The sequence below is a fragment of the Rhodococcus sp. Q genome (assembly GCF_005503035.1).
Taxonomy (GTDB): Bacteria; Actinomycetota; Actinomycetes; order Mycobacteriales; family Mycobacteriaceae; genus Rhodococcus_G.
The window spans coordinates 163,044-183,614 of the sequence record NZ_SCOY01000007.1; the positions used below are offsets into that span (position 1 = coordinate 163,044).

18 protein-coding genes are annotated in these 20,571 nt (G+C 69.0%); 6 read left to right on the forward strand and 12 right to left on the reverse strand.

The features are described 5' to 3' along the window. Window positions 1–104 precede the first annotated feature (104 nt). Window positions 105–953, forward strand: coding sequence for a glycosyltransferase family 2 protein (locus FFS72_RS10365; protein ID WP_137873863.1), 849 nt, complete (start codon window positions 105–107; stop codon window positions 951–953). Continuing rightward, complete coding sequence (locus FFS72_RS10370; protein WP_137873864.1) at window positions 950–2,329, forward strand: lipopolysaccharide biosynthesis protein; 1,380 nt, start codon at window positions 950–952, stop codon at window positions 2,327–2,329. Before FFS72_RS10365 ends, FFS72_RS10370 begins: the two co-directional genes overlap by 4 nt. Here the strand turns inward: FFS72_RS10370 and FFS72_RS10375 are convergent. The 6 genes from FFS72_RS10375 to FFS72_RS10400 all read right to left on the reverse strand — a co-directional run bounded on the left by FFS72_RS10375 (window position 2,308) and on the right by FFS72_RS10400 (window position 10,002). Continuing rightward, window positions 2,308–3,249, reverse strand: a complete 942-nt coding sequence (locus FFS72_RS10375; RefSeq protein ID WP_137873865.1) for a glycoside hydrolase family 16 protein — start codon at window positions 3,247–3,249, stop codon at window positions 2,308–2,310. The two genes, FFS72_RS10370 and FFS72_RS10375, sit on opposite strands and share 22 nt — an antisense overlap. Continuing rightward, window positions 3,246–3,443 (reverse strand): hypothetical protein, encoded by a 198-nt coding sequence (locus FFS72_RS10380; protein WP_137873866.1) that lies wholly within the window; start codon window positions 3,441–3,443, stop codon window positions 3,246–3,248. Before FFS72_RS10380 ends, FFS72_RS10375 begins: the two co-directional genes overlap by 4 nt. A gap of 2 nt (window positions 3,444–3,445) precedes the next feature. After that, complete coding sequence (locus FFS72_RS10385; protein ID WP_137873867.1) at window positions 3,446–5,683, reverse strand: hypothetical protein; 2,238 nt, start codon at window positions 5,681–5,683, stop codon at window positions 3,446–3,448. Further along, the gene (locus tag FFS72_RS10390; protein WP_137873868.1) at window positions 5,680–7,677 is read right to left on the reverse strand and encodes a glycosyltransferase family 2 protein; all 1,998 of its coding nucleotides are present in this window, start codon (window positions 7,675–7,677) and stop codon (window positions 5,680–5,682) included. The genes FFS72_RS10385 and FFS72_RS10390 overlap by 4 nt, the downstream gene beginning before the upstream one ends. 95 nt (window positions 7,678–7,772) lie before the next feature. Beyond that, the gene (locus FFS72_RS10395) at window positions 7,773–9,035 is read right to left on the reverse strand and encodes a hypothetical protein (protein ID WP_137873869.1); all 1,263 of its coding nucleotides are present in this window, start codon (window positions 9,033–9,035) and stop codon (window positions 7,773–7,775) included. Window positions 9,036–9,042: 7 nt separating this feature from the next. Beyond that, complete coding sequence (locus FFS72_RS10400) at window positions 9,043–10,002, reverse strand: NAD-dependent epimerase/dehydratase family protein (RefSeq protein ID WP_137873870.1); 960 nt, start codon at window positions 10,000–10,002, stop codon at window positions 9,043–9,045. Window positions 10,003–10,351: 349 nt separating this feature from the next. On the opposite strand from FFS72_RS10400, the gene FFS72_RS10405 reads away from it, so the two are divergent. Together FFS72_RS10405 and FFS72_RS10410 are read left to right on the forward strand one after the other, a co-directional pair. Continuing rightward, window positions 10,352–11,602 (forward strand): ricin-type beta-trefoil lectin domain protein, encoded by a 1,251-nt coding sequence (locus FFS72_RS10405; protein WP_249353229.1) that lies wholly within the window; start codon window positions 10,352–10,354, stop codon window positions 11,600–11,602. Window positions 11,603–11,851: 249 nt separating this feature from the next. Then, window positions 11,852–12,964 (forward strand): VanZ family protein, encoded by a 1,113-nt coding sequence (locus FFS72_RS10410; protein ID WP_137873872.1) that lies wholly within the window; start codon window positions 11,852–11,854, stop codon window positions 12,962–12,964. Between the two features lie 82 nt (window positions 12,965–13,046). On the opposite strand, the gene FFS72_RS10415 is transcribed toward FFS72_RS10410, so the two are convergent. Both FFS72_RS10415 and glpX read right to left on the reverse strand, forming a co-directional pair. Further along, window positions 13,047–14,450, reverse strand: a complete 1,404-nt coding sequence (locus FFS72_RS10415; protein WP_137873873.1) for a class II fumarate hydratase — start codon at window positions 14,448–14,450, stop codon at window positions 13,047–13,049. A gap of 92 nt (window positions 14,451–14,542) precedes the next feature. Then, window positions 14,543–15,577: a class II fructose-bisphosphatase gene (gene glpX / locus FFS72_RS10420; RefSeq protein ID WP_137873874.1), complete on the reverse strand. Its 1,035-nt coding sequence runs from the start codon at window positions 15,575–15,577 to the stop codon at window positions 14,543–14,545. Window positions 15,578–15,807: 230 nt separating this feature from the next. On the opposite strand from glpX, the gene FFS72_RS10425 reads away from it, so the two are divergent. Next, the gene (locus tag FFS72_RS10425) at window positions 15,808–16,374 is read left to right on the forward strand and encodes a DUF4245 domain-containing protein (protein WP_137873875.1); all 567 of its coding nucleotides are present in this window, start codon (window positions 15,808–15,810) and stop codon (window positions 16,372–16,374) included. Window positions 16,375–16,380: 6 nt separating this feature from the next. Here FFS72_RS10425 and FFS72_RS10430 read toward each other — a convergent pair whose 3' ends face one another. Genes FFS72_RS10430 through FFS72_RS10440 form a run of 3 tightly spaced genes read right to left on the reverse strand, consistent with a single transcriptional unit; the run spans window position 16,381 to window position 18,460 of the window. After that, on the reverse strand, window positions 16,381–16,593 hold the full coding sequence (locus FFS72_RS10430) for an exodeoxyribonuclease VII small subunit (RefSeq protein ID WP_050063017.1): 213 nt from the start codon (window positions 16,591–16,593) through the stop codon (window positions 16,381–16,383). Then, a complete protein-coding gene (gene xseA / locus FFS72_RS10435) occupies window positions 16,590–17,873 on the reverse strand; it encodes an exodeoxyribonuclease VII large subunit (protein ID WP_137873876.1) in 1,284 nt (427 codons plus the stop codon). The genes FFS72_RS10430 and xseA overlap by 4 nt, the downstream gene beginning before the upstream one ends. Next, the gene (locus FFS72_RS10440) at window positions 17,870–18,460 is read right to left on the reverse strand and encodes a lipid droplet-associated protein (protein ID WP_137873877.1); all 591 of its coding nucleotides are present in this window, start codon (window positions 18,458–18,460) and stop codon (window positions 17,870–17,872) included. Before FFS72_RS10440 ends, xseA begins: the two co-directional genes overlap by 4 nt. 86 nt (window positions 18,461–18,546) lie before the next feature. On the opposite strand from FFS72_RS10440, the gene FFS72_RS10445 reads away from it, so the two are divergent. After that, window positions 18,547–19,557: a 4-hydroxy-3-methylbut-2-enyl diphosphate reductase gene (locus tag FFS72_RS10445; protein WP_137873878.1), complete on the forward strand. Its 1,011-nt coding sequence runs from the start codon at window positions 18,547–18,549 to the stop codon at window positions 19,555–19,557. On the opposite strand, the gene FFS72_RS10450 is transcribed toward FFS72_RS10445, so the two are convergent. Further along, window positions 19,548–20,555 (reverse strand): DUF6542 domain-containing protein, encoded by a 1,008-nt coding sequence (locus tag FFS72_RS10450; RefSeq protein WP_137873879.1) that lies wholly within the window; start codon window positions 20,553–20,555, stop codon window positions 19,548–19,550. The genes FFS72_RS10445 and FFS72_RS10450 overlap by 10 nt on opposite strands. Window positions 20,556–20,571: the final 16 nt, after the last annotated feature.

Genomic DNA, 20,571 nt, shown 5'->3' on the forward strand with positions numbered 1-20,571 from the left:
CTCGCGGTTCGACGAACTGCGGGACCCCCGATCGATCAACGAGTAACGGCGCAGCCGGTTTTCGTGCGATTCGGCCCTGATGTGAACAAACTGGAGCCATCGACGTGAGCATCCCAACACCGACGGACGGTCCGGGAACCCCCGCAGTTCCGACCGTCGTTCCCCCCGCCGACGGCGATGCCGGTCGTGGCGGCAGGCCTACAGTTTCGGTCATCATCCCCGCCATGAACGAGGCGAAGAACCTTCCCTTCGTCGCCTCTCGGATGCCGGACGGCATCGACGAGATCGTGTTCGTGGACGGCAATTCCGTGGACGACACCGTTGCGGTGGCGCGCTCGCTGTGGCCTGCGGCCACCTTCGTCACCCAGACCCGGGGCGGCAAGGGCAACGCCCTCGCGTGTGGCTTCGCCGCCGCGACCTGCGACATCATCGTGATGATCGACGCTGACGGGTCGACCGATCCCGCCGAGATCCCCCTGTTCGTGGAGGCACTCGTCGGCGGCGCCGACCTCGCCAAGGGAAGCCGCTTCGTCGGCCGCGGGGGCAGCTCCGACATCACCGCGCTGCGCAACGTCGGGAACAAGGGACTCAACGGCCTGGTGAACCTGGTCTTCCGGACCCAGTTCTCCGATCTGTGCTACGGCTACAACGCGTTCTGGCGCAAGCACGTTCCGCTGATCGAGCTGCCGCCGATCGAGTACCAGCGTGCGCAGTGGGGCGACGGCTTCGAGATCGAAACCGTCATCAACGTCCGCCTCGCCACCAGCGGGCTCAACATCGTCGAGGTCGGCAGCTTCGAGGGGCCGCGACTGCACGGGCGCAGCAACCTCAACGCCTACAGCGACGGCATGCGCGTGCTGCGCACCATCGGGCAGGAATGGAACCACTGGCGTGCCACGAAGGACATCCGCAAGGCATCGGCCCGCGCCGATGTGCGTGAACTGACGCAGTGACCACCGGAGCCGCCCCCGTCCCGGCCGAACGCGCCGCAGGCGGGAGCGGCTCCCTCGGTGTCGACACCGGCGCCGGTATCGCCGTCGACGTGCCGGATTCGACAGCCCCGGGTGTCAAGACGAAGAGCCTCGAGCGAAACAGTCTCGCGCTCACCGTGTCCGCCGGATTGACCGGCATCCTCGGCCTCGGCTACTGGGCACTGCTCGGGCGCCACTATCCCGCTCGCGAGGTGGGTGCCGCATCGGCGGTGATCACCACCGCCACCATGCTGTCGGCATTCGGCAACATCAGCCTCGGCGCTCTGTTCGAGCGGTTCCTGCCCCTCGCAGGCACCCGAGCATCGACGTTGGTACGCGCCGGATTCGTGTTCGGCGGCTGCGGCGGACTCCTCCTCGGCGCGCTGTTCCTGTTCTGGGGACCGACCGAGGAGATGTTCGACAGTCCGCTCGAAGCGGCCTCCTTCCCCCTGATCGTCCTTGTGTTCTCGGCGTTCGCACTTCTCGACCACACTTCGGTCGGCCTGCGCGAAGCGGGATGGGCGGCAACCAAGAACGTCGCGCATGCCGTGGTCAAACTGGTCGCCGCGATTGTCCTCGCATTCACCGCGTCCCGGCTGGCGATCATCTGGAGCTGGACGGTGCCCGCCCTGATCGGGGCCGCCGTACTCGGCGTCGCTGTCGCACGCCGACTGCGCCGCCCGGAGATCTCCCAGGTCCCCTCCCAGCTGCCGAGTCGGCGGGAGATGGGGTCCTTCCTCGCCGGCTCCTACGGCATCTATGTCGTGGGGTCACTTGCACCGCTGATGCTTCCGTTGATCGTCGTCGCCAAGATGGGTGCCGACCACAACGCCTACTTCGCGATCGCCTGGTCGCTCGTATCGGCAGTGCTCGTGCTGATGACCGTCCTGATGGGGCCGTACGTCGCCGGCGTCGCCGCCGACCCAGGCCAGGTCCGTGCGTTGACCCGGCGATTCCTGATCGTCCTCGCGGTGGTCACGGCTGGGGGCGTCGTCCTGTTCGGTGTCGTGGCGCCGGTACTGCTCCGCATCGTCGGAGACGACTACGCGGACACCGGAACTCCGCTCCTTCGGCTCGCCGCGATCGCGCTGATCCCCGCGATCGTGGGATTCGCCTACAACGCCGTCGCCCGCGTGCGTCGGCGGCTACGACTGGCGATCGTGGTCCAGGTCGTCAACGCGGCGCTGGTCCTCGGCTTGAGCATCGCCCTCATCGACGATCACGGTCTGGCTGCGATGGGCTGGGCCTACATCGTCGCGGAGACGGTGTCGGCGGTGGTGCTCATCGTTCCGCTGACCAGGGCAGTACGTGCACTCGGCAGTGAACCGCGGGGCGTTCAGCCGGCCTCGGTCATCTGAACGGCATTCGGCGCCGGCGCGATCGTGCCGTTGCTCATCGCGTCCAGCTGTGACTTCTCCGGCGCGTACACCGCCACCCAGTCGATCTCCACGTCCACACTGTCCGGACGCAACGGGCTCGTCTCGGAGCACGGTGTGATACCCCAGTCCGCACGACGCTCGCAGGCGCCGGCCTCGGCCTGCAGCCCTAGCCACATTGGCTGGTCCGGAACCATGACGTCCGAACGGACCTCGGCCCACACCGCACCGTCGAGCAGATAGCGGATGATTCCCGGCCCCCACTCGACCCCGACCGTGTGCCACTCCGAGAAGTCGCCGGAGACGAAGCCATGGGACTTCCGGTTCTCGCCGCTCGCATCGACCCAGTGCACGAACGCGTCCATCTGCGTGCGCTCCCCGCTCGCGGACTCGGCGAAGTCGATCTCCGGTGGCCACTTCTCGCGCTGTGGCCACAAGAGCATGTGATACGAGATGTCGTCACTGCGGTCGGCGCGCAGCCGGATCTCCCACCGGCCGTACTGCTGCGTCACGGGATAGTTGGAGACCCCACCGGTGATCCACCCGTCGGCGGTGCGTTCGGACTTCAGCGTGAGTGCGCCGTCCGCCACCTCGACCATCGACCCGTCCCACCAGCTGTTCGGGTTTCCACCCGGCTGCCCACTGTAGGAACTCCACTTGCCGCCGAGTTCGCACCGGTCGAAGTCGTCGGTGAAGATCTGCGTCCACCCCGGCAGATCACCGACGGGAACGGGGATCTCGCCGGGAATCGCACTCTCGCCGCAGACGTCGGATGCGGGCGCGGCTCCCAGTCGGCCGGTCGGATTGTTCGTCGGGATCGTGCAGGACGTGCAGGCGGCCGCGGCGAGCGCCGCGGCCACGGCCCGCGCCGTCCGACGTGCGCGCAGAGGGCGACGCGTCATCCGGCGAGGGCGATCAGTCGAACGAAGGTCATGGCTGCCGCGGTCGCCACGCACACCGCGAGGGCGACGGAGACGATGTGCGCGGACGGCTTCCTGCCGATGGCGCCGGTGTCCGGCACGTCGCGTTCGCGCAGGGCGACACTCACGAGCAGCAGGACGGCGGACAGGACGAAGAACAGGACGGTCAGGGTCATGATCACTCGAATTCGATGGCGGCGGAATCGAAGCGGCGGAGGACGGTGATGCTGTTGCCGTCGACCATCGGCACGTACAGACCGGACGAGACGAGCTCGTCCACCTGGGTGTCGAGGTACTCCTCGGACAGGCCGTACTGCAGTCGCAGCATGCCGGTTCCCTGGCTGGTCGTGTACAGATAGGACGGGCTGCGTTCGAGTGCACAGGTTGAGAGATCCCGCATGCACTCGTCACTGTCGATGAACGAGAACTTGGGCCCGAGGGGGTCGAGGGTGCGGCGAACTCCGTTGGTGTGCGGCGCGTACGACCACGCCATGACGGTCGATCCGGCCGGGACTGCGGCGACGAACTCGTCGGACACGACAACCTGTTCGCGCGTCGACGCCTCGAACGAGGTGTTCAGGCCTCGGTTCGTGGTCAGGAGCGCGCCCAGCGTCACCAGCGCAAGCGTCCCCGCGACGACCGGCACCCAGCCCCCGGCGGGAGTGGCGGTTCGGGAGCCGGCGCGCTTCCGTAGGGCCTGAACCGCGTGAGCGACCGCGATCGCCGCGAACGGAGCGAGTACCGGGGACGCGAGAACGAAGCAACGAATGATCATTTCGCCGCCGTAGCTCTGCAGCAGCACCAGGGCGAACGGTGCCCCGCACAAGGCGCCCGCCACGAGCCAGGTTCGGCGTCCACGGGCGAAGAGCCACCCGACGAAGGCGACGGCCACGAACAGACCCGACGCGCCCATCCGCAGGTACTGCATCTGCTGATAGGTCGGGTCGCCGGAAAGTCGTTGGCTGACGCCACGGTTCACGGACGAGCCCACCTGCCCGATCTCGGCGAAGATCGACTGCAGGTGACCGAACCAGAAGTCGGTGGCGCCGTAGCTGAACCAGGCCGCGAAAACGAGTCCCGCGGCGAGCCACAGCGTTCGGTACCGGGTGACGCCGAAGAGTGAGAAGAAGGCGAGGGCGATGATGACCAGGATCGGTGTGATCTGGTGGGACACCACGTTCGCGACGATCAACAGCAGGAGCACGGCGCCGATCGCGAGCGTGCGCGCGGTGCCGAACCCGGGGACCAGGCCGGGAGTCCGACGCGGCGCATCGAGAACGAACCGGAGGAACCCGGGCTCGATCCGGGGGAGCGGTGAGCGTCGCAGTTGCCACAACAGCGTCGCGACGATCGTCGTGTAGAAGACCAGCGCGACGGCTTGCGGAGCGAAATAGTCCTGCTGGTACCAGTTGAACAGTTGGTACAGCACGACCGACAGCCACGCGAGTCGGGCCCGGCCGGTGACGGAGATGGCGATCGCGTACAGCGGGAACGCGAGGAGCGCACCCATGAACAGTGTCGACCACGCGAGGAGAACGGTGACGTCCTGCAGCTCGGCCACCGTCACCAGATGCGCGCCCGCCGAGAAGAATCCGGCCCAGCTGAACCGCGCGTCGATGCCGTTCGGGAGGTGTCCGGATTCGGCGATGCTCGTGATGAACCCGCGGTGCACGAAGGCGGTGGGAACCGAGGTCTCGCCGCTGGCAACCGGTACCAGCATCGTCGTGTACGCGAGCAGGACGACAGTCGACGCCGCCATCACCACGTGGTCGACACGGCTGCGTGTCAGCGTGTGGACGATCGTGGCGGACAGAACTGCGAATCCGAGCCAGAACACCACTCCGACCTGCGTGACGATGCCGAAGTGCCCGGAGCCGAGGAAGTCCAGTTGCCGCGCGGCGACCACGAAGAGCAGCAGCGCAGCCAGGAGCGCTCCGAGCGGCTGCAGGCGAGCACGGGTCGCGGTGCGCAGGTACTGCAACGCGCCGCGAGGAACCGTGTAGCGCCGCGGGAGGCTCCTCCCGGCCGCCACGCAACCGATGAGTGATCCGATCGCGATCAGTGTCTGGACCGTCAGTGGACTCCACCACTCCGCGACGATCGTGAACTGCGCCGCGAGGATGACGATGGCCAGCGAGACGGAGACGGTCAGTGAGGCGGCGAGTGCGCGACCGGGGATCCGCAACGCGACCACGACGGGCAGGCCCGGCACCAGGACGGCACCCGCGAGCGCGACGAGGAGCCGTAGCGGCTCCGGAAGCAGGTCCGATGCGCCGATCGCGACGAGCAGGTTCAGTGCGAGCATTGCCACCGACACGGCGCCGCCGAGAATCAGCGCGGACCGCGGATTCCACCCGAATGCCGCGGTGTGGGAGGAGGTTCCGGTCACCCGGGGGACGGCGGTGTCGGTGGTCATCGGCGCGCCCCCGATCGGCGTGTGACGAGGTGACTGCGTACGAACAGCGCGGGGCCCGTCACGTATCCCCACGCCTCGAGTGCGCGAAGCCGAAGGGGCCAGTCGCTGGGGAAGTCCGCGTTCTTCGTGGAGTTCGGGGACAGCAGCATGTGGATGCCGCGGGGCAGTCGCGTCAGGATCGGCGCCGGATTGCCCGAGACGACGAATTTGGTCAGGCCTGCCGCCATGCCGGTGCCGTAGCCGTAGCTCTGCGCCCGGAGCTCGGCCATGTTGTCGCGGTGGTAATGGCGGACAACGGCATTCGGGTTGTAGGCGATCGACCAGCCGCGCAGGATGGCGGACCGGAAGGCGTCGAGGTCTTCGCCGCCCCGCGTCGGGGTGCCGGTGCCGAGGCGTTCGTCGAACCCCCCGATGGAGGCGAGTGCGGACGACCGGAACACCATGTTGTTGCCCGAACCGCATTCTCCCGCGGTGTAGGGGAAGAACGGACCGCGGGGGCCGAACTCTCCGAGTTCCGGCTCGATCGCGTGTGGCTGCAGCGTCCACACCGTCGGAATCTCACCCTTGTCGAAGACCTTCGCCTCCTCGAACCACTCCTGGACCCGGTTGGTGGTCTCGGTGCCCAGGACCCGGCCGGTCACCACGCCGACCACGCCGACCGGGTCCGCACGGAAGCTGGCGACCGCTCGGGAGAGCCAGCTGGGGTCGGCGAGCGCGTCGTCGTCGGTGAACGCCACGATGCGCCCGGCGGCGGTGCGGTGCCCGAGGTTGCGGGCCGCGGACACTCCGGGAACCGGCTGGTCGAGCACCCGGATGCGGGGGTCGTCGATACCTGCGACGATGCGCGCGGCGTCACCGCGGTGCGGACGGTTGTCGACCACGAGCAGTTCGATGTTGCCGTGGTCCTGCGCGAGGATCGAGTGGACGGTGTCGACGAGAGACGCGCGTCCGACGGTGGGGATCACCACCGTCACGAGCTCGTCCTCGCTGATCGCGGTGTCGGATTCAGCAAGTTCCGGTGCCTGCGTGGGGGATTCGGGTCGCCGTGTGCGTAGGCGGGCGGCACCGACCGCGGTCGCGCCCGCCGTCACCAGGAGCCCGAGTACGAGTACCGCCAGCCGGCTCAGCGCGGCCAGGCCCTGTCCGGTGACCGTCCGCCCGAGATAGCGCAGCGCGCCGGTGGTCAGGGTGCGCACCACGAAACTGCGCTCGGCGGCCAGTCCCGCGTCGGCGCCGACCATGCCCGACAGGACGGCCTTGGACCGTCCCTCGTGTCGGCAGCGGCTCGTGAAGTACCGCAGCGTTGCCCGGGTGTCGGGCACGGCGTGGTCGACGGCGAACCCCGTGACCCGCACGATCCGGGACCCGGGAAACTGTTGCCGCAGTTCGATGCCCATCAGGGTCTCCTCGCACCCGGCGGGAACGGCACCCACTCGGCCGAGGCGGTCGGAGAAGCCGCCGACCTTCTGGAGTTCGGCCCGGCGTACGGCCATGGCGGCACCGATGGGGTTGCGAATCTCGGCGCCGTCGGCGGGTAGTCCGCGGTAGTCGCAGCCGACGACCCACCCGAACTCCTCGGGGAACCACGCGGGCGCCCGACCGGATGCCCAGTTCGCGACGACCGCACCGCCGACCGCGACGACGGACCTGTCGGCGAATGATGCCCGCGCCGCGTCGAGCGCGTCCGGCCGAAGTGCGGCGTCGTCGTCGAGGAAGACCACGATCTCCGCGGTCGCGGCGGCGACGCCGGTGTTGCGGGCGCCGGACAGTCCACGGTCGTGCGCGTTGGCGACGATGGTGACGGAGTCACGGAACCGGGTCCGGAGTTCGCGCTCGAGTTCCGCATTGTGGTCGACGACGACGATCAGCTCGTCGCCGTCACGGAGTTGGTCGCGGGCCGCGTCGATGCCCGTGGTCAGCAGGCCGAGACGGTCGAGCGTGTAGCAGCAGATGATGATGGCGACCCCGGGGTCGGGGCGGGTCGTCGAGGCCAAGGCGAAACTCCGGGATCGTCAAGGTGCAGCCAGGCCCCAGGATAGGGAAGGCTTGCCTATCCTACGGGACGGGCGGGTGTGTCAGGGGAACCGGGTCACCGCAGGAGATGCAAGGGGTCCGAGGTTGCCGAATCGAGTCCGCGCTGCACCTGTGCGCGGTCGAACACGTTTCCGTGGAACGAGGCCGCGGTGAACATGCTGCCGTCGATCATTGCCCAGGACACCGTGATTCCCTCCGGGCCGGTCGGGTCGTTGTGAACGATGTAGAACGGATCCGCCGTCCCACGCCAGGGGATTGCGCCCTGCCGGGGGACCTTCCCCAGGCTCGAGAACAGCAGTCGAGCGCGAGGCGCGCGCGGACGGGTCGCCGGAGCAGTCGGCCTGCCGGTGAGCAGGCCGACCCGGGTCCGCGCGGAATTGAGTGCCACATTTGCCACCGGTCGCCCCGAGGCCACCGCGGTGGCGACCATGCCGTGGATCCTCCGCGGGGTCGGGCGCGGGCCCAGGTCGAACTCCAGACCCGAGACGAAGTTGGCGAGCGGAACGTGACCGTCCGCCAGGTACTTGCGGACGTCGAGCGTCACCGTCGCCACATCGTCGACGTCCAGTCCGGCGGACCGGAGTCCGCGATGCAGTGCCGCAGCGACCACCGCGAACATCGACGTCCCCGGAGCGTCGTTGTCGCGCCAGGCGCGCAGCTGCGCCACCGTCTCCGGCGGCATCCGCGAGAACACGGCAGTGCGATCGGGGGTCCACGGTTGCTGCGCCGCAACGGGATCGGGTCCAGCGAGCGGTGTGTGCGCGATCGTCGTCGCTGCGTCCGCGCGTGACAGAGAACTTCGCAGCGCCCAGAGCCGCCGCGGGTCCGACCCGAAGGTGCGCAGCGCCGCGGTCGCGATCCCGTTGCCTCGGCGCCGAGCGGGACGCCACACGTTCGGATCCGACGGGTCGATCGTGCCCAGGACCACCCCGTGCAACAGCAGGGTGAACGCGACCTCCCCGAGGCCGTGATTGTGGTCGGTGCGCAGGTAGTCGCCTGCCAGCACGACACTCGTCGGCCGCGCCTCCGCCGCTCCGGTCGAGTCGACGTCGATGTCGAGGAGATCCATCGGCGACGCCGGCGCGTCCATCGTCGTGACGACCGGCCGGTGCGCCACCGGGTCGAACACCCAGCGGTTCGTTCGGGTCGACGGTCGCAGCCCCAGTCGAGCATCGGGCCCGGCAGCCGTCATCGCGGCGAGCCGGTCCGCGACGACGTCGGCGGGCGGCAGGTCGACCGGGCCGACGATCGTGGTGGCGCGGGCGTGGCTGTGCATCACGTCCAGATGTGCGACGCGGACGGTGGAGCGGTCGGTCACGCGAACCTCATCCGGCGACCGGCAGGGTCGACTCGAACCGACGGAAGTATTCGACGGTGCGCGCAACCCCCGCGTCGAGGCCCACGGCAGGCTGCCAGCCGAGGACCCGACGGGCACGTCCTGCATCGAGTGCGGAACGGCGCACGTCGCCGGGTCGTTCGGGCTTCCAGATCGGCGCAGCGGTCGCGCCCGTGGCGTCGGCGACAAGGCGATTCAGTTCCAGGTCGCTTGTCTCTGTGCCCGTCCCGATGTTGAAGCGCATGCCCGATCCAACGCTGCCCGAAGCGGCGACGAATGCGGTGACGACATCGTCGACGAAGACGTAGTCGCGGGTGTTGCCGCCGTCGCCGAACAGCGTCGTCGGCCGGCCGGCCAGCATCTCGCGAGCGAAGATTGCGACCACGCCTGCCTCTCCATGTGGATCCTGGCGGGGACCGTACACGTTGGCCGGTGCGATGTGCGAACAGTCCAGGCCACGGAGGAGGCGAAAGCTCTCCAGGTAGTTCTCGCCCGCGACCTTCCCGCACGCGTACGGCGACATCGGCCGGACCGGTGTCGCCTCCGAGACGGGCAGCTCCTCCGGGGTGCCGTAGATGGACCCACCGGACGAGGTGAAGACGATCTTGCGTGCTCCGGCCGCGGCCGCCGCCGTCGCGACGCGGATGGTGCCGAGGATGTTGACCTCCGCGTCGTGCATCGGGTCCGTGACGCTGTTCCGGACGTCGATCTGCGCGGCCAGGTGGAACACGACTTCGGGTCCGAACAGCTCGAAGGTCGGCGCGAGGTCGTCCCGGCAGACGTCGAGAGTCTGCAGGTCGACCGCGCCCGTGGCGAGGGCGCCGGTGAGGTTGTCCTCGCGGCCGCGACTGAGGTCGTCCACGACGAGGACGCGATGGCCGTCGCCCCGCAGTCGGTCGACGAGCGTCGATCCGATGAATCCGGCACCGCCGGTGACCACCACTCGCAAAGGTATGCCTTCCCTAACAAAACGTGATGGTTCGGGAGTCTAAGCGCTGGCCGCCGTTCGCGGTGCGGGCAGGTCGATCCGCGGGGCCGCGCAGGTTCCCGTGTGGCGAACGGTTTTCCGCGGACTTCACGCTTGTTTCGCCGCGAAATCCCGAAAATCGCGTGCTAACTTCATTTCTGACCACGATTTCTCCATTCGCATGCGAACCCCTCACCCCTCATCGTCGAGAACGAGGTACGAAATGGTTCGTTTTCGTGTGCGAAAAAACCCCACACCGCGAAACAGCATTCGTGAAAGCGTCCGGCCGCCCGATCCCGCGCGACGCACCGCGAAACGCGCAATTCTCTCCATGGCGGCCGCGACCGCCGCGGTCGCGGGGACGCTTGTCGCGGTGCCGCAGTCCGTCGCCCCTCACGCATCCGCCGCCACCATCGGTCCGGTTCGCACCGCCGGGGGGCTGTGCCTGGACAATAGATGGGGTGTCACCTTCGAGGGCAACCCCGTGCAGGTCTACCAATGCAACGGAATGCCCAGTCAGAGTTGGAGTGTCGAATCCGACGGCACCGTCCGAGTTCAGGGCAGGTGCCTGATCGCGCCGTCGAATCGGACCGGTACGGTCGTCACCACCGGCGCCTGCACCGGTTCCGCCGCCCAGCGGTGGACCGCGGGCGCGAATGGAACGGTCTCGTCACAGGCCAACGGCCTGTGTGTCGAGAACAGGGGAGGGCGCGAGGTGAGCGAGAACCCTGTCGTGCTCCAGCGGTGCAACGGAAGCACAGGCCAACGCTGGGTTTACGCCGCGATGCCCCCGACCACCACCCCGCCGCCGACGACCGTCCCGCCGGTGACGTCGCCGTCCGGTGTAGCGGCCCCGCGGGGGAATCTGCCCGGCTGGCGGCAGATCTTCGTCGACGACTTCACCGCGAACGCCGCGGTCGGTTCCTGGGCCAACACCTGCGAGCCGGACCGGATCGTGTACACCGGCGCCCAAGGCCAGAAATGGCGCACCTACCCGAGTTGCTATCTCGACACCTATCAGAAACGGCCGTATCGCCCTGACCGCGTTCTCAGTGTCCAAAACGGCGTCCTCAATTTCCACCTGCACCGGGTCGACGGCCTGCCGGCCGGCGCCAATCCTTCGCCATTGATCGACGGCCAGAGTCAGTACCAGACCTACGGGCGCTATTCGGCGCGCTTCAAGGTCGACAAGCCGAACCTGAGCGAGTACTACGTCGCGTGGCTGCTGTGGCCGCAGTCCGAGCGGTGGCCGGTGGACGGCGAGTTCGACTTCCCCGAAGGCGGTCTCGCGGGCACGGCGGGTGGCTTCCACCACTATTCGGGTGCGGGTTCGTGTGTGGGCGGATGCCAGGCCGTCGCGACGGACATCGGCGCCCGGTTCACCGAGTGGCACACCTACACCGTCGAGTGGTCACCCGGCCGGATCCGCTACCTGCTCGACGACCGGGTCGTCCTCGACAGCACGGCATGGGTGCCGTCCACCCCGATGCGGTGGCAATTGCAGACGGAGACGAACGGCAACGGAATCAGCGACGGAAACCTGCTGGTCGACTGGGTCTCCGTCTGGGCCTACAGTCCGTAGGCGCTCCGCGACTGTGCGCGAGTTCGGTGGCTCCGACCACCGAACTCGCGCACAGGCCTGGTTCGTTCACTCTCGCCCTGGTGATGGGGCGCGAACATCACACCCACGCACGAGATCACGGCGCCCAACTCGCCGTTCGCGAATGGCAGTGCCTCCGAGTCGGGGTCATCCCCGGGTATGACCCGGCCCCGCGCGGATTTCGTCCGGCGAGTGGATGTCTCGCGACCCGTGCGCTGATGGAGTGGAGGCATGCGTGAACAAGTGGTGTACTCAGTGCTCGTCGGGCTGGCCGCTGCCGCGGTGCTGGCGTTGCCGCTGATGGTCTGGCAGTACCGCAAGTACGGCCGGGTGTCGGCGGCCCGGCTGACGGTGGTGGTCGCGGCCCTGATCTACGCCGCGGCGGTCGTCGCCTTCACCATGTTCCCGCTGCCGTCGCTGACCCCGCGGTGGTGCGAGCTGTACGCGGTCACCGAGCCGGTGCTGCGCCCGTTCTCCTTCGTCGCCGACATCCGCCGCGACACCGCAGGGATGAGCGCGTTCGGGGTGCTGACGAGTCCCGCGGTCATGCAGGTAGTGCTCAATGTGGTGCTGTTCGTGCCGTTCGGGGCGTTCGGGCTGGTGCTGTTCGAGCGCTCCCGCGCCGCGACGATCGCCGCAGCCGTCGCCGTCTCGGGGCTGATCGAGCTGACCCAGTACACCGGCGTGTGGGGCGTGTTCCCCTGCGCTTACCGGGTGGCGGACGTGAACGACCTGCTCCTCAACTCGGCGGGCGCGGTGGTCGGGGTGGTGCTGGCCGGGCTCGCCCCGCAGCTCGTGCCGAGCCGCGGCCTGCTCGCGGCGGGCCGGCCGGTGCCGCGCCCGGTCACGGTCTGGCGCCGCTGGGTCGGCATGGCCGTCGACGTGACCGCGTTCGTGGGTGTCTTCGTCACGGCGGCCGTCGTGGTCCAGGCGGGAGCGCAGGTCGTGGGTATTTCCGTCGACGCCGGCGCGGCCCGGGCGATCGCGGCGCTGTCGGCGATCGCGGCGGTCGTCGGGCCCGGCCTGATCGGATCCGGTGCCTCGCTGGGGCAGCGGGTGGTGTGGTTGCGGCCGCAGTGGCCGACCGAGCCGGCGGTCGGGGCCAGGACCGCGCGGGCGCTGACCGTCACCGGGATGGGAGCGGTGCTGGTGCTCGTGGACCCGCTCGCGGCAGTGCTGTGGCTGTGGGTCGTGGTGGCATCGGTGCCGTTCACCAGGGGAAACCGCGGCCTGTCCGGCGTGCTCAGCGGTGCCGACATGGTCGACGCCCGAGTGCGGCAGGAGGCGGCGGAGCCGACGCCGCCCCCAGCTGTTCGGGTTCCCGTGGACGCCTGCCACGACTAGGGCCCGTCCCCTGAGTGGCAAGGAGCCTGAGCCACGCGCAGATCGCTGTGAGCAGCACGCACGGTCCAGTCGACCAGGCGTCCTAGTCGTCGACCTTCGCCATCGCCAGCACGTCGAGGCGGCGGTCGAGCTCTTCCTCGGACAACGCGTCACCGATGAGGCCGCGGTCGACGACCGTCTGACGGATCGTCTTGCGCTCCTTGAGGGCTTCCTTCGCGACGGCCGCGGCCTCCTCGTATCCGATCGCCGAGTTCAGCGGCGTCACGATCGACGGGGACGACTCGGCCAGGGTGCGCAGGTGCTCGACGTTCGCGACCAGGCCGGAGACGCAACGGTCGGCGAACAGGCGCGTCACGTTCGCCAGTAGTCGGATCGACTCGAGCACGTTGCGTGCCATCACCGGGATGTAGACGTTCAGCTCGAAGGCGCCCGCGGCCCCGCCCCATGCGACGGTGGCGTCGTTGCCGACAACCTGCGCCGCGACCTGGGTGACGGCCTCGGGGAGAACGGGATTCACCTTGCCGGGCATGATCGAGCTGCCGGGCTGGAGGTCCGGAAGATGGAGTTCGCCGAGGCCGGTCAGGGGCCCCGACCCCATCCACCGGATGTCGTTCGCGATCTTCGTCAGCGACACCGCGACCGTGCGCAGTGCGCCGGACAACTCGACGAGACCGTCCCGCGCCGCCTGCGCCTCGAAGCTGTTGCGGGCCGCGGACAGCGCATCAATTCCGGTCGACTCCGCAAGGCGAGCAACAACTTTCGGACCGAACCCCTCCGGCGCGTTCAGTCCGGTGCCGACCGCGGTCCCGCCGATTGCCAGCTCGCCGAGTCGGGGGAGCGTGGCCATGACGCGTTCGATGCCCGCCTCGACCTGGTGGGAGTAGCCGCCGAACTCCTGCCCGAGCGTGACCGGGACGGCGTCCATCAGGTGGGTGCGTCCGGACTTGACGACCGTCCGCCATTCGGTGGCCTTGTCCAACAGGGCCAGGCGCAGATGGTCGAGCGCGGGGACTAGATCCTTCACCGCCGCCTCGGTTGCCGCGACATGCGTCGCGGTGGGGAAGGTGTCGTTCGACGACTGCGACATGTTGACGTGGTCGTTGGGGTGCACGGTGACCCCGTTCGCCTGCGCGATCGACGCGATGACCTCGTTGGCGTTCATGTTCGAACTCGTGCCCGACCCGGTCTGGAAGACGTCGATCGGGAACTGGTCGTCGTGGCGGCCGTCCGCGATCTCGGTGGCGGCCGCGACGATCGCGTCGGCCTTCTCGGCGTCGAGGAGGCCGAGGTCCCGGTTCACCTGCGCGCATGCCGCTTTCAGGAGTCCGAGGGCGCGGATCTGTGCCCGTTCGAGGCCGCGACCGGAGATCGGGAAGTTCTCGACGGCACGCTGGGTTTGCGCACGCCACAGGGCGTCGACCGGAACCCGGACCTCACCCATCGTGTCGTGCTCGATGCGGAACTGCTGCTCGCTGTTCTCGGTCATGCACTCAGCTTGCCACCGCAGAAGCAACAACGCCCGTGAGTCCTTCCTGCCAGGTGGCGGGGAAAGCACTCACGGGCGGTGAGCCGCATGTCTCAGGGCAGCGGGCGACGGGCTCCGTCGACACCGTCGAAGTTGATGGACGAGAACTCGTGCAGCTTCTCCAGGCGGTGGTACGCCTCGATCATGCGGACGGTGCCGGACTTGCTGCGCATGACGATCGACTGCGTCGTCGCGCCGCCGCCGTAGTAGCGCACACCCTGGAGCAGGTCGCCGTCGGTGACACCGGTCGCGCAGAAGAAGATGTTGTCGCCCGTGACCAGTTCCTCGGTGGTGAGGACGCGGTCCAGGTCGTGCCCGGCGTCGATGGCCTTCTGGCGCTCTTCGTCGTCCTTGGGGGCGAGCTTGCCCTGCAGCGCGCCACCCATGCAGCGCAGCGCCGCCGCGGCGATGATGCCCTCGGGCGTGCCGCCGATGCCGAGCAGCATGTCGACACCGGACTCGGGGCGGGCCGTCGCGATCGCGCCCGCGACGTCGCCGTCCGAGATCAGCCGGATACGGGCACCCGTCTCGCGGATCTCACGGATGATGTCCGCGTGCCGCGGCCGGTCCAGGATCGTGATGGTGGTGTCGGACACCGCGCGGTTCTTCGCCTTCGCGACGCGACGGATGTTCTCGGCGACACCGGCGCCGAGGTCGATGACGTCCGCGGCCTCGGGGCCGACGGCGATCTTGTCCATGTAGAACACTGCCGACGGATCGAACATGGCGCCGCGCTCGGCGACCGCGAGCACCGCGATCGAGCCGGGAGCACCCTTGCTCATCAGCGTGGTGCCGTCGATCGGATCGACCGCGACGTCGCAGAGCGGACCGTCGCCGTTGCCGACCTCCTCGCCGTTGTACAGCATCGGGGCTTCGTCCTTCTCGCCCTCGCCGATGACCACGACGCCCTGCATCGAGACCGAGCTGACCATGTGACGCATCGCGTCGACCGCAGCCCCGTCGCCGCCTTCCTTGTCGCCACGGCCGACCCAGCGGCCTGCGGCCATCGCGGCCGCCTCGGTGACACGCACCAATTCGAGGGCGAGGTTGCGATCCGGTGCTTCGCGGTGACTCGTGCTGGCCGTCATGGGCGGTGCCTCCTCGCTGGCGACCCGCAGTCGCCGTGGGATGTGTCGATGGGGAGAGACGAATCTCGCCAGGGTGATTGTCGCATCCTCACCTGCGAGGATGTGCAGCCGGTCCGCGTGGTGAAGCCGCTCACGCCTGCGGTCCCGTCGTCGATGTTTTCGGGTGTGACGGCGCACTCACCTCGGGTCCGGGCGTCGGCGCTGTCGACGGCACTGGGATACTGGCAATCGTGGCCGGCGACAAACCCCGTTATCTTCAGGACCATCGCGACATCATCTGGTCGTTGATTCCCCTCGTGCTCTTCATCGTGATCATCGCGGGAATCGCCAGGTCGTGTTCGTTCAGTCCGGACGGCCCGACCGCGGGTCCGGTTCCCCAGTTCGACATCGAGGCGGCACTGGCCTTCGACGCGGCAGAGTTGGACTTCCCGATCCGCAATCCGGTGGTGCCCGACAACTGGCAGCCGAACTCCGGCAGTCGTGGGACCGCACCCGGCGACGACGGCGGGGACGTCAGCACCGTCGGCTACATCACCGACGCGGGCCGCTACCTGCAGCTCAGCCAGTCGTCGGCGACCGAGGAAACGTTGGTCCCGTGGGTTGCCGGCGGTCCGCGCGCGTCGACGGGGGCCGATCTCTACGAGGGCAATTCCTGGGTTCAGTACGACGAGGAGGGCAGCGAGCCGATCTGGGTCACCGACCTGGGAGAGGTGCGGGTCCTCGTCACCGGCAGCGGTTCCACCGAGGAGTTCACCACCCTCGCGACCGCGATCGGGCAGGCCGAACCGATCGAGTGAGTTCGCTCAGTCCTCGTCGTCGGCGTGGGCGAGTGCCTTCTCGACCCGGGCCCGCGCACCGGCGAGGTGCTCTTCGCAGCGCTTGGCAAGGGCCTCGCCCCGCTCCCACAACGACAGGGAGTGGTCGAGGTCGAGCCCGCCCTGTTCGAGGAGCTTGACCACCTCGGCCAACTGGTCGCGCGCCGCTTCGTATCCGAGTTCGGATACCGGTTCGTTCACTTCTGCTCTCCTGACTTGTCCTTGCCCATGACCGCCGCGACGAGTGCGCCGTCCGCGACCCGCACCCGCACCTGCGTTCCCGGCGGGGCATCGTCCACCGACCGCAACACCTCCGGGTCGGAACCCGGGACCATCCGCTGCACCACGGCGTAGCCGCGGGCGAGGGTGGCGGCCGGGCCCAGTGTGGTCAACCGCGCCGACAGGTGTTCGAGAGTGGTTCGCTGGACGTCGACGACGCGGTGGATGTCGCGTCGTGCCGCATCCCGCATTCTCGTGACGTCCTCGGCCCGCCGCTCCACGGTGGCCAACGGGTCGGCCAGGACGGGTCGGCTCCGCAGGTCTGCCAGGGACCGTGCCTCCCGCGCCACCCAGTTCCGCAGTGCGGCCGCTCCGCGGGCCCGGAACTCGGTGACCAGCGCCTGCTCGGCGACGGCGTCGGGCACGACCCTCTTCGCGGCGTCGGTGGGAGTCGCGGCCCGGACATCGGCGACGAGGTCGCAGAGCGGGCTGTCCGGTTCGTGACCGATGGCGCTGACGACCGGGGTCGTGCAGGCCGCGATAGCCCGGCACAGTGTCTCGTCGGAGAACGGAAGGAGGTCTTCGACGCTGCCGCCGCCGCGGGCCAGGACGATGACCTCGACGTGGGGGTCGGCGTCCAATTCCGCGAGCGCCGCAACGATCTGCGCGGTCGCGGTCGGACCTTGGACCGCAGTGTTCCGGACCTCGAATTGCACTGCGGGCCAACGCTGCCCGGCGACGCTGAGCACGTCGCGCTCCGCGGCGCTCGCCCTGCCGGTGACCAGCCCGACGGTGCGCGGCAGGAACGGCAGCGGACGCTTGAGCCGCGGATCGAACAGTCCTTCGGCGGCGAGAAGTCCGCGAAGGCGTTCGATTCGTGCGAGCAGTTCACCGATCCCCACCGGGCGGATCTCGGTCACTCGTAGCGAGACGGAACCCCGGCCGGTGTAGAACGACAGCTTGCCGAACATCACGACCCGGCTGCCCTCGGTCAGCGGAACCGGGCTGTCACGGATCAGGTTCGGCGAACAGGTCACCGACAACGACATGTCGGCAGCGGGGTCACGCAGGACGAGGAACGCGGTTCGGGTTCCGGGACGGACGTTGATCTGGGTGATCTGGCCCTCGACCCAGATACTGCCGAGCCGGTCGATCCACGCCGCCACCTTCGTCGACACCGACCGGACCGGCCAGGGGTTCTCGGCGGAGTTCGAGGTCTGCGCCGACGGCCGAGCAGCCGCCTGGGAATCGGGCGTGGTCACTTGGCGGTGGCGGCGGTGATCCGGTTGCCGAGCATCGTCAGGAACGGTGCCCGCTCGCGGGTGCCGTTCTCGTAGTCGAGCAACGCGGTCAACTCGTCGACCGACAGGCTCCGCAGTCGCGCGCGCAGCTGCGCGAGGGTGAGGTTGTCGTAGTCGAGGTAGTCGGCGATCTCGGGACGCTCACCTGTTGCGGTGGCGACCGGCTCCTCCGACTCGGTAGCCGACTCCGGGCCCTGTCCGTCGGTCGTGGGGGACATCGAGTACAGCTCGAAGCGCCCGTTGTTCGAGGTGTTCGAGGGCGACTCGGGGACGCCTCGACCATTGGTGGCGACGGGCGCGGGGGCGTCCTCGTCGAAGGTCGCCCACGAGGGTTGATCGTCGGTCGGCGGGAACAGGACCGCCAGTGCTTCGTCGCCCTTGATGGCCAGGGCGGTGACGGTCTGCTGAACGTGCATGCCCGTCTGCAGCACCTGGCTGACGGCAGTCATCGGCAGCGTGATCGCCGTCGTGGGGAGCTTCTGCACCTCTTCGACGAGCGTCACTGCGATTCCGGCTGCCACGCGGGCGGCGAAAGGAGGTCGGAACATGGTGTCCAGCGTGCACTACGGCGCGGGTATTTGGTAGCTGGGACGCGGTACGGACCCCGCCGCGTCGGCCCCCGTACCCTGGTGTCATGACTTCCGCTGTGCCCCTCAATCTGGGAATCACCGGCTCCGGCGTGTCCGATGCGGCCACCGGCAAGCGGGTACTGCTCGCCGAGCCCCGCGGCTACTGCGCCGGGGTCGATCGTGCCGTCGAGACGGTCGAACGTGCTCTCGAGAAGCACGGTGCGCCGATCTACGTGCGTAAGGAGATCGTCCACAACCGCCATGTCGTCGACACCCTGTCCGAGCGTGGCGTCGTGTTCGTCGACGAGACGGACGAGGTGCCGGAGGGGTCGGTGCTGGTGTTCTCGGCGCACGGTGTCTCGCCCGCGGTGCACGAGGCGGCGGCCGAGCGGAGCCTGCACACGATCGACGCGACCTGCCCGCTGGTGACCAAGGTGCACCAGGAGGCGAAGCGGTTCGCGCGGGACGACTTCGACATCCTGCTGATCGGGCACGAGGGTCACGAGGAGGTCGAGGGAACGGCAGGCGAAGCCCCCGACCACGTGCAGCTCGTCGACGGCCCCGAATCGGTCGACGCGGTGACCGTCCGTGACGAGAACAAGGTGATCTGGCTGTCGCAGACGACGCTGAGCGTCGACGAGACCATGGCCACGGTCGCTCGCCTGCGGGAGAAGTTCCCGAAGCTGCAGGATCCGCCGAGCGACGACATCTGCTACGCGACGCAGAACCGTCAGGTCGCCGTCAAGGCGATGGCACCCGAGTGCGACCTGGTGATCGTGGTGGGTTCACGTAACTCGTCGAACTCTGTGCGGCTGGTGGAGGTGGCGCTCGGCGCCGGTGCGAAGGCGTCCCACCTCGTGGACTACGCCCGCGAGATCGATCCCACGTGGCTCGACGGTGTCCGGACGGTCGGCGTCACGTCGGGTGCGTCCGTTCCCGAGATTCTGGTTCGCGGTGTCATCGACCTGCTCGCCGAACACGACTTCGCCAACGTGCAGACGGTGACCACCGCGAACGAGACGCTGGTGTTCTCCCTGCCCCGCGAGCTGCGCAAGCCGGCCGCCGCTCAGCGGTAGCGGTAGGGCGGGTCCTGCTCGTCGCGGTCCCGGTCGCGGTAGCGGACCTGCGGGATCGGGTGCAGCGGCGTCTCGGGATCGCGGTGCCTGTCCGAGGGCCCTGCCGGCCGCCGATCCTGCATGGATTCGTAGCGAGGGAGGTCGCGCCGGGACGCGTCCTGCCGGGGCGGTTCGTGCCGGGGCGGTTCGTGCCGGGGCGGTTCCCGTCGCGGCGGTTCGGCGCGGCGCGGTTCGCGCTGCTGCGGTCGTTCGGCCCGTACATCGGCGTCCGGTCGGGGTGACCGCCCGAACTGCCGCGGCCGATCGAACGTCTCGGTCTCGTCCTCCGGAGGTCCGCTGTGCCGGGAGCGGCTCGGGTACCGGCCGGTGGGGAAGCTGCCCGGGGCGTGGGCGGGTCTGCCCGTAGGGGCCTCGGCGCGGCGGGTCGGCTGCTCCGTGACGCGGGCGTCCTGACCTGGTTTCGGGTCCTCGTTCGGGGTGGCGTCGGCCGAGTCGGTGCCGGTCCGGGTGGCGGCCTCCGTGCGCCGCGCCGCGGTCGACTTCCGGGCAGGTCGGGCGACTGCTGCGGCCTGCCTGCGGATGTACATCCGTCCCGCGCCGATGAGGACCACGGCCGCGGTGGTCAGTGCCATCAATGGAAAACGGTTCACCAGGGGGATCGCGACGTTGAACGCGAGATCCTTCAGGCCACCGCCGCCCGGGGTGAAGAACTGATAGGCCAGCGGGACGGCCACCACGAGCAGGAGCGGTGGCTGCACCATCGCAGTGAACAGGCCCCGGTTTCGAACGGCGAGAACCGCGGCGAGGCATCCGAGGAAGTAGAAGACCGAGAACGCGGACGTCAGTTCGGTGCCGCGGACCGCGTCGATGAGGAAGCCGAGGAAGGTGGCCCCCACCGCGATTGCGACAGCGCCCAAGGCCGGTACACCGGGGATCGTGGGCAGCGCGGACCTTCGTGCGAGCGGCACCCCGGATCGAGCGCGTTGGGTTGCAGACACGCCTAGACATTAGCGG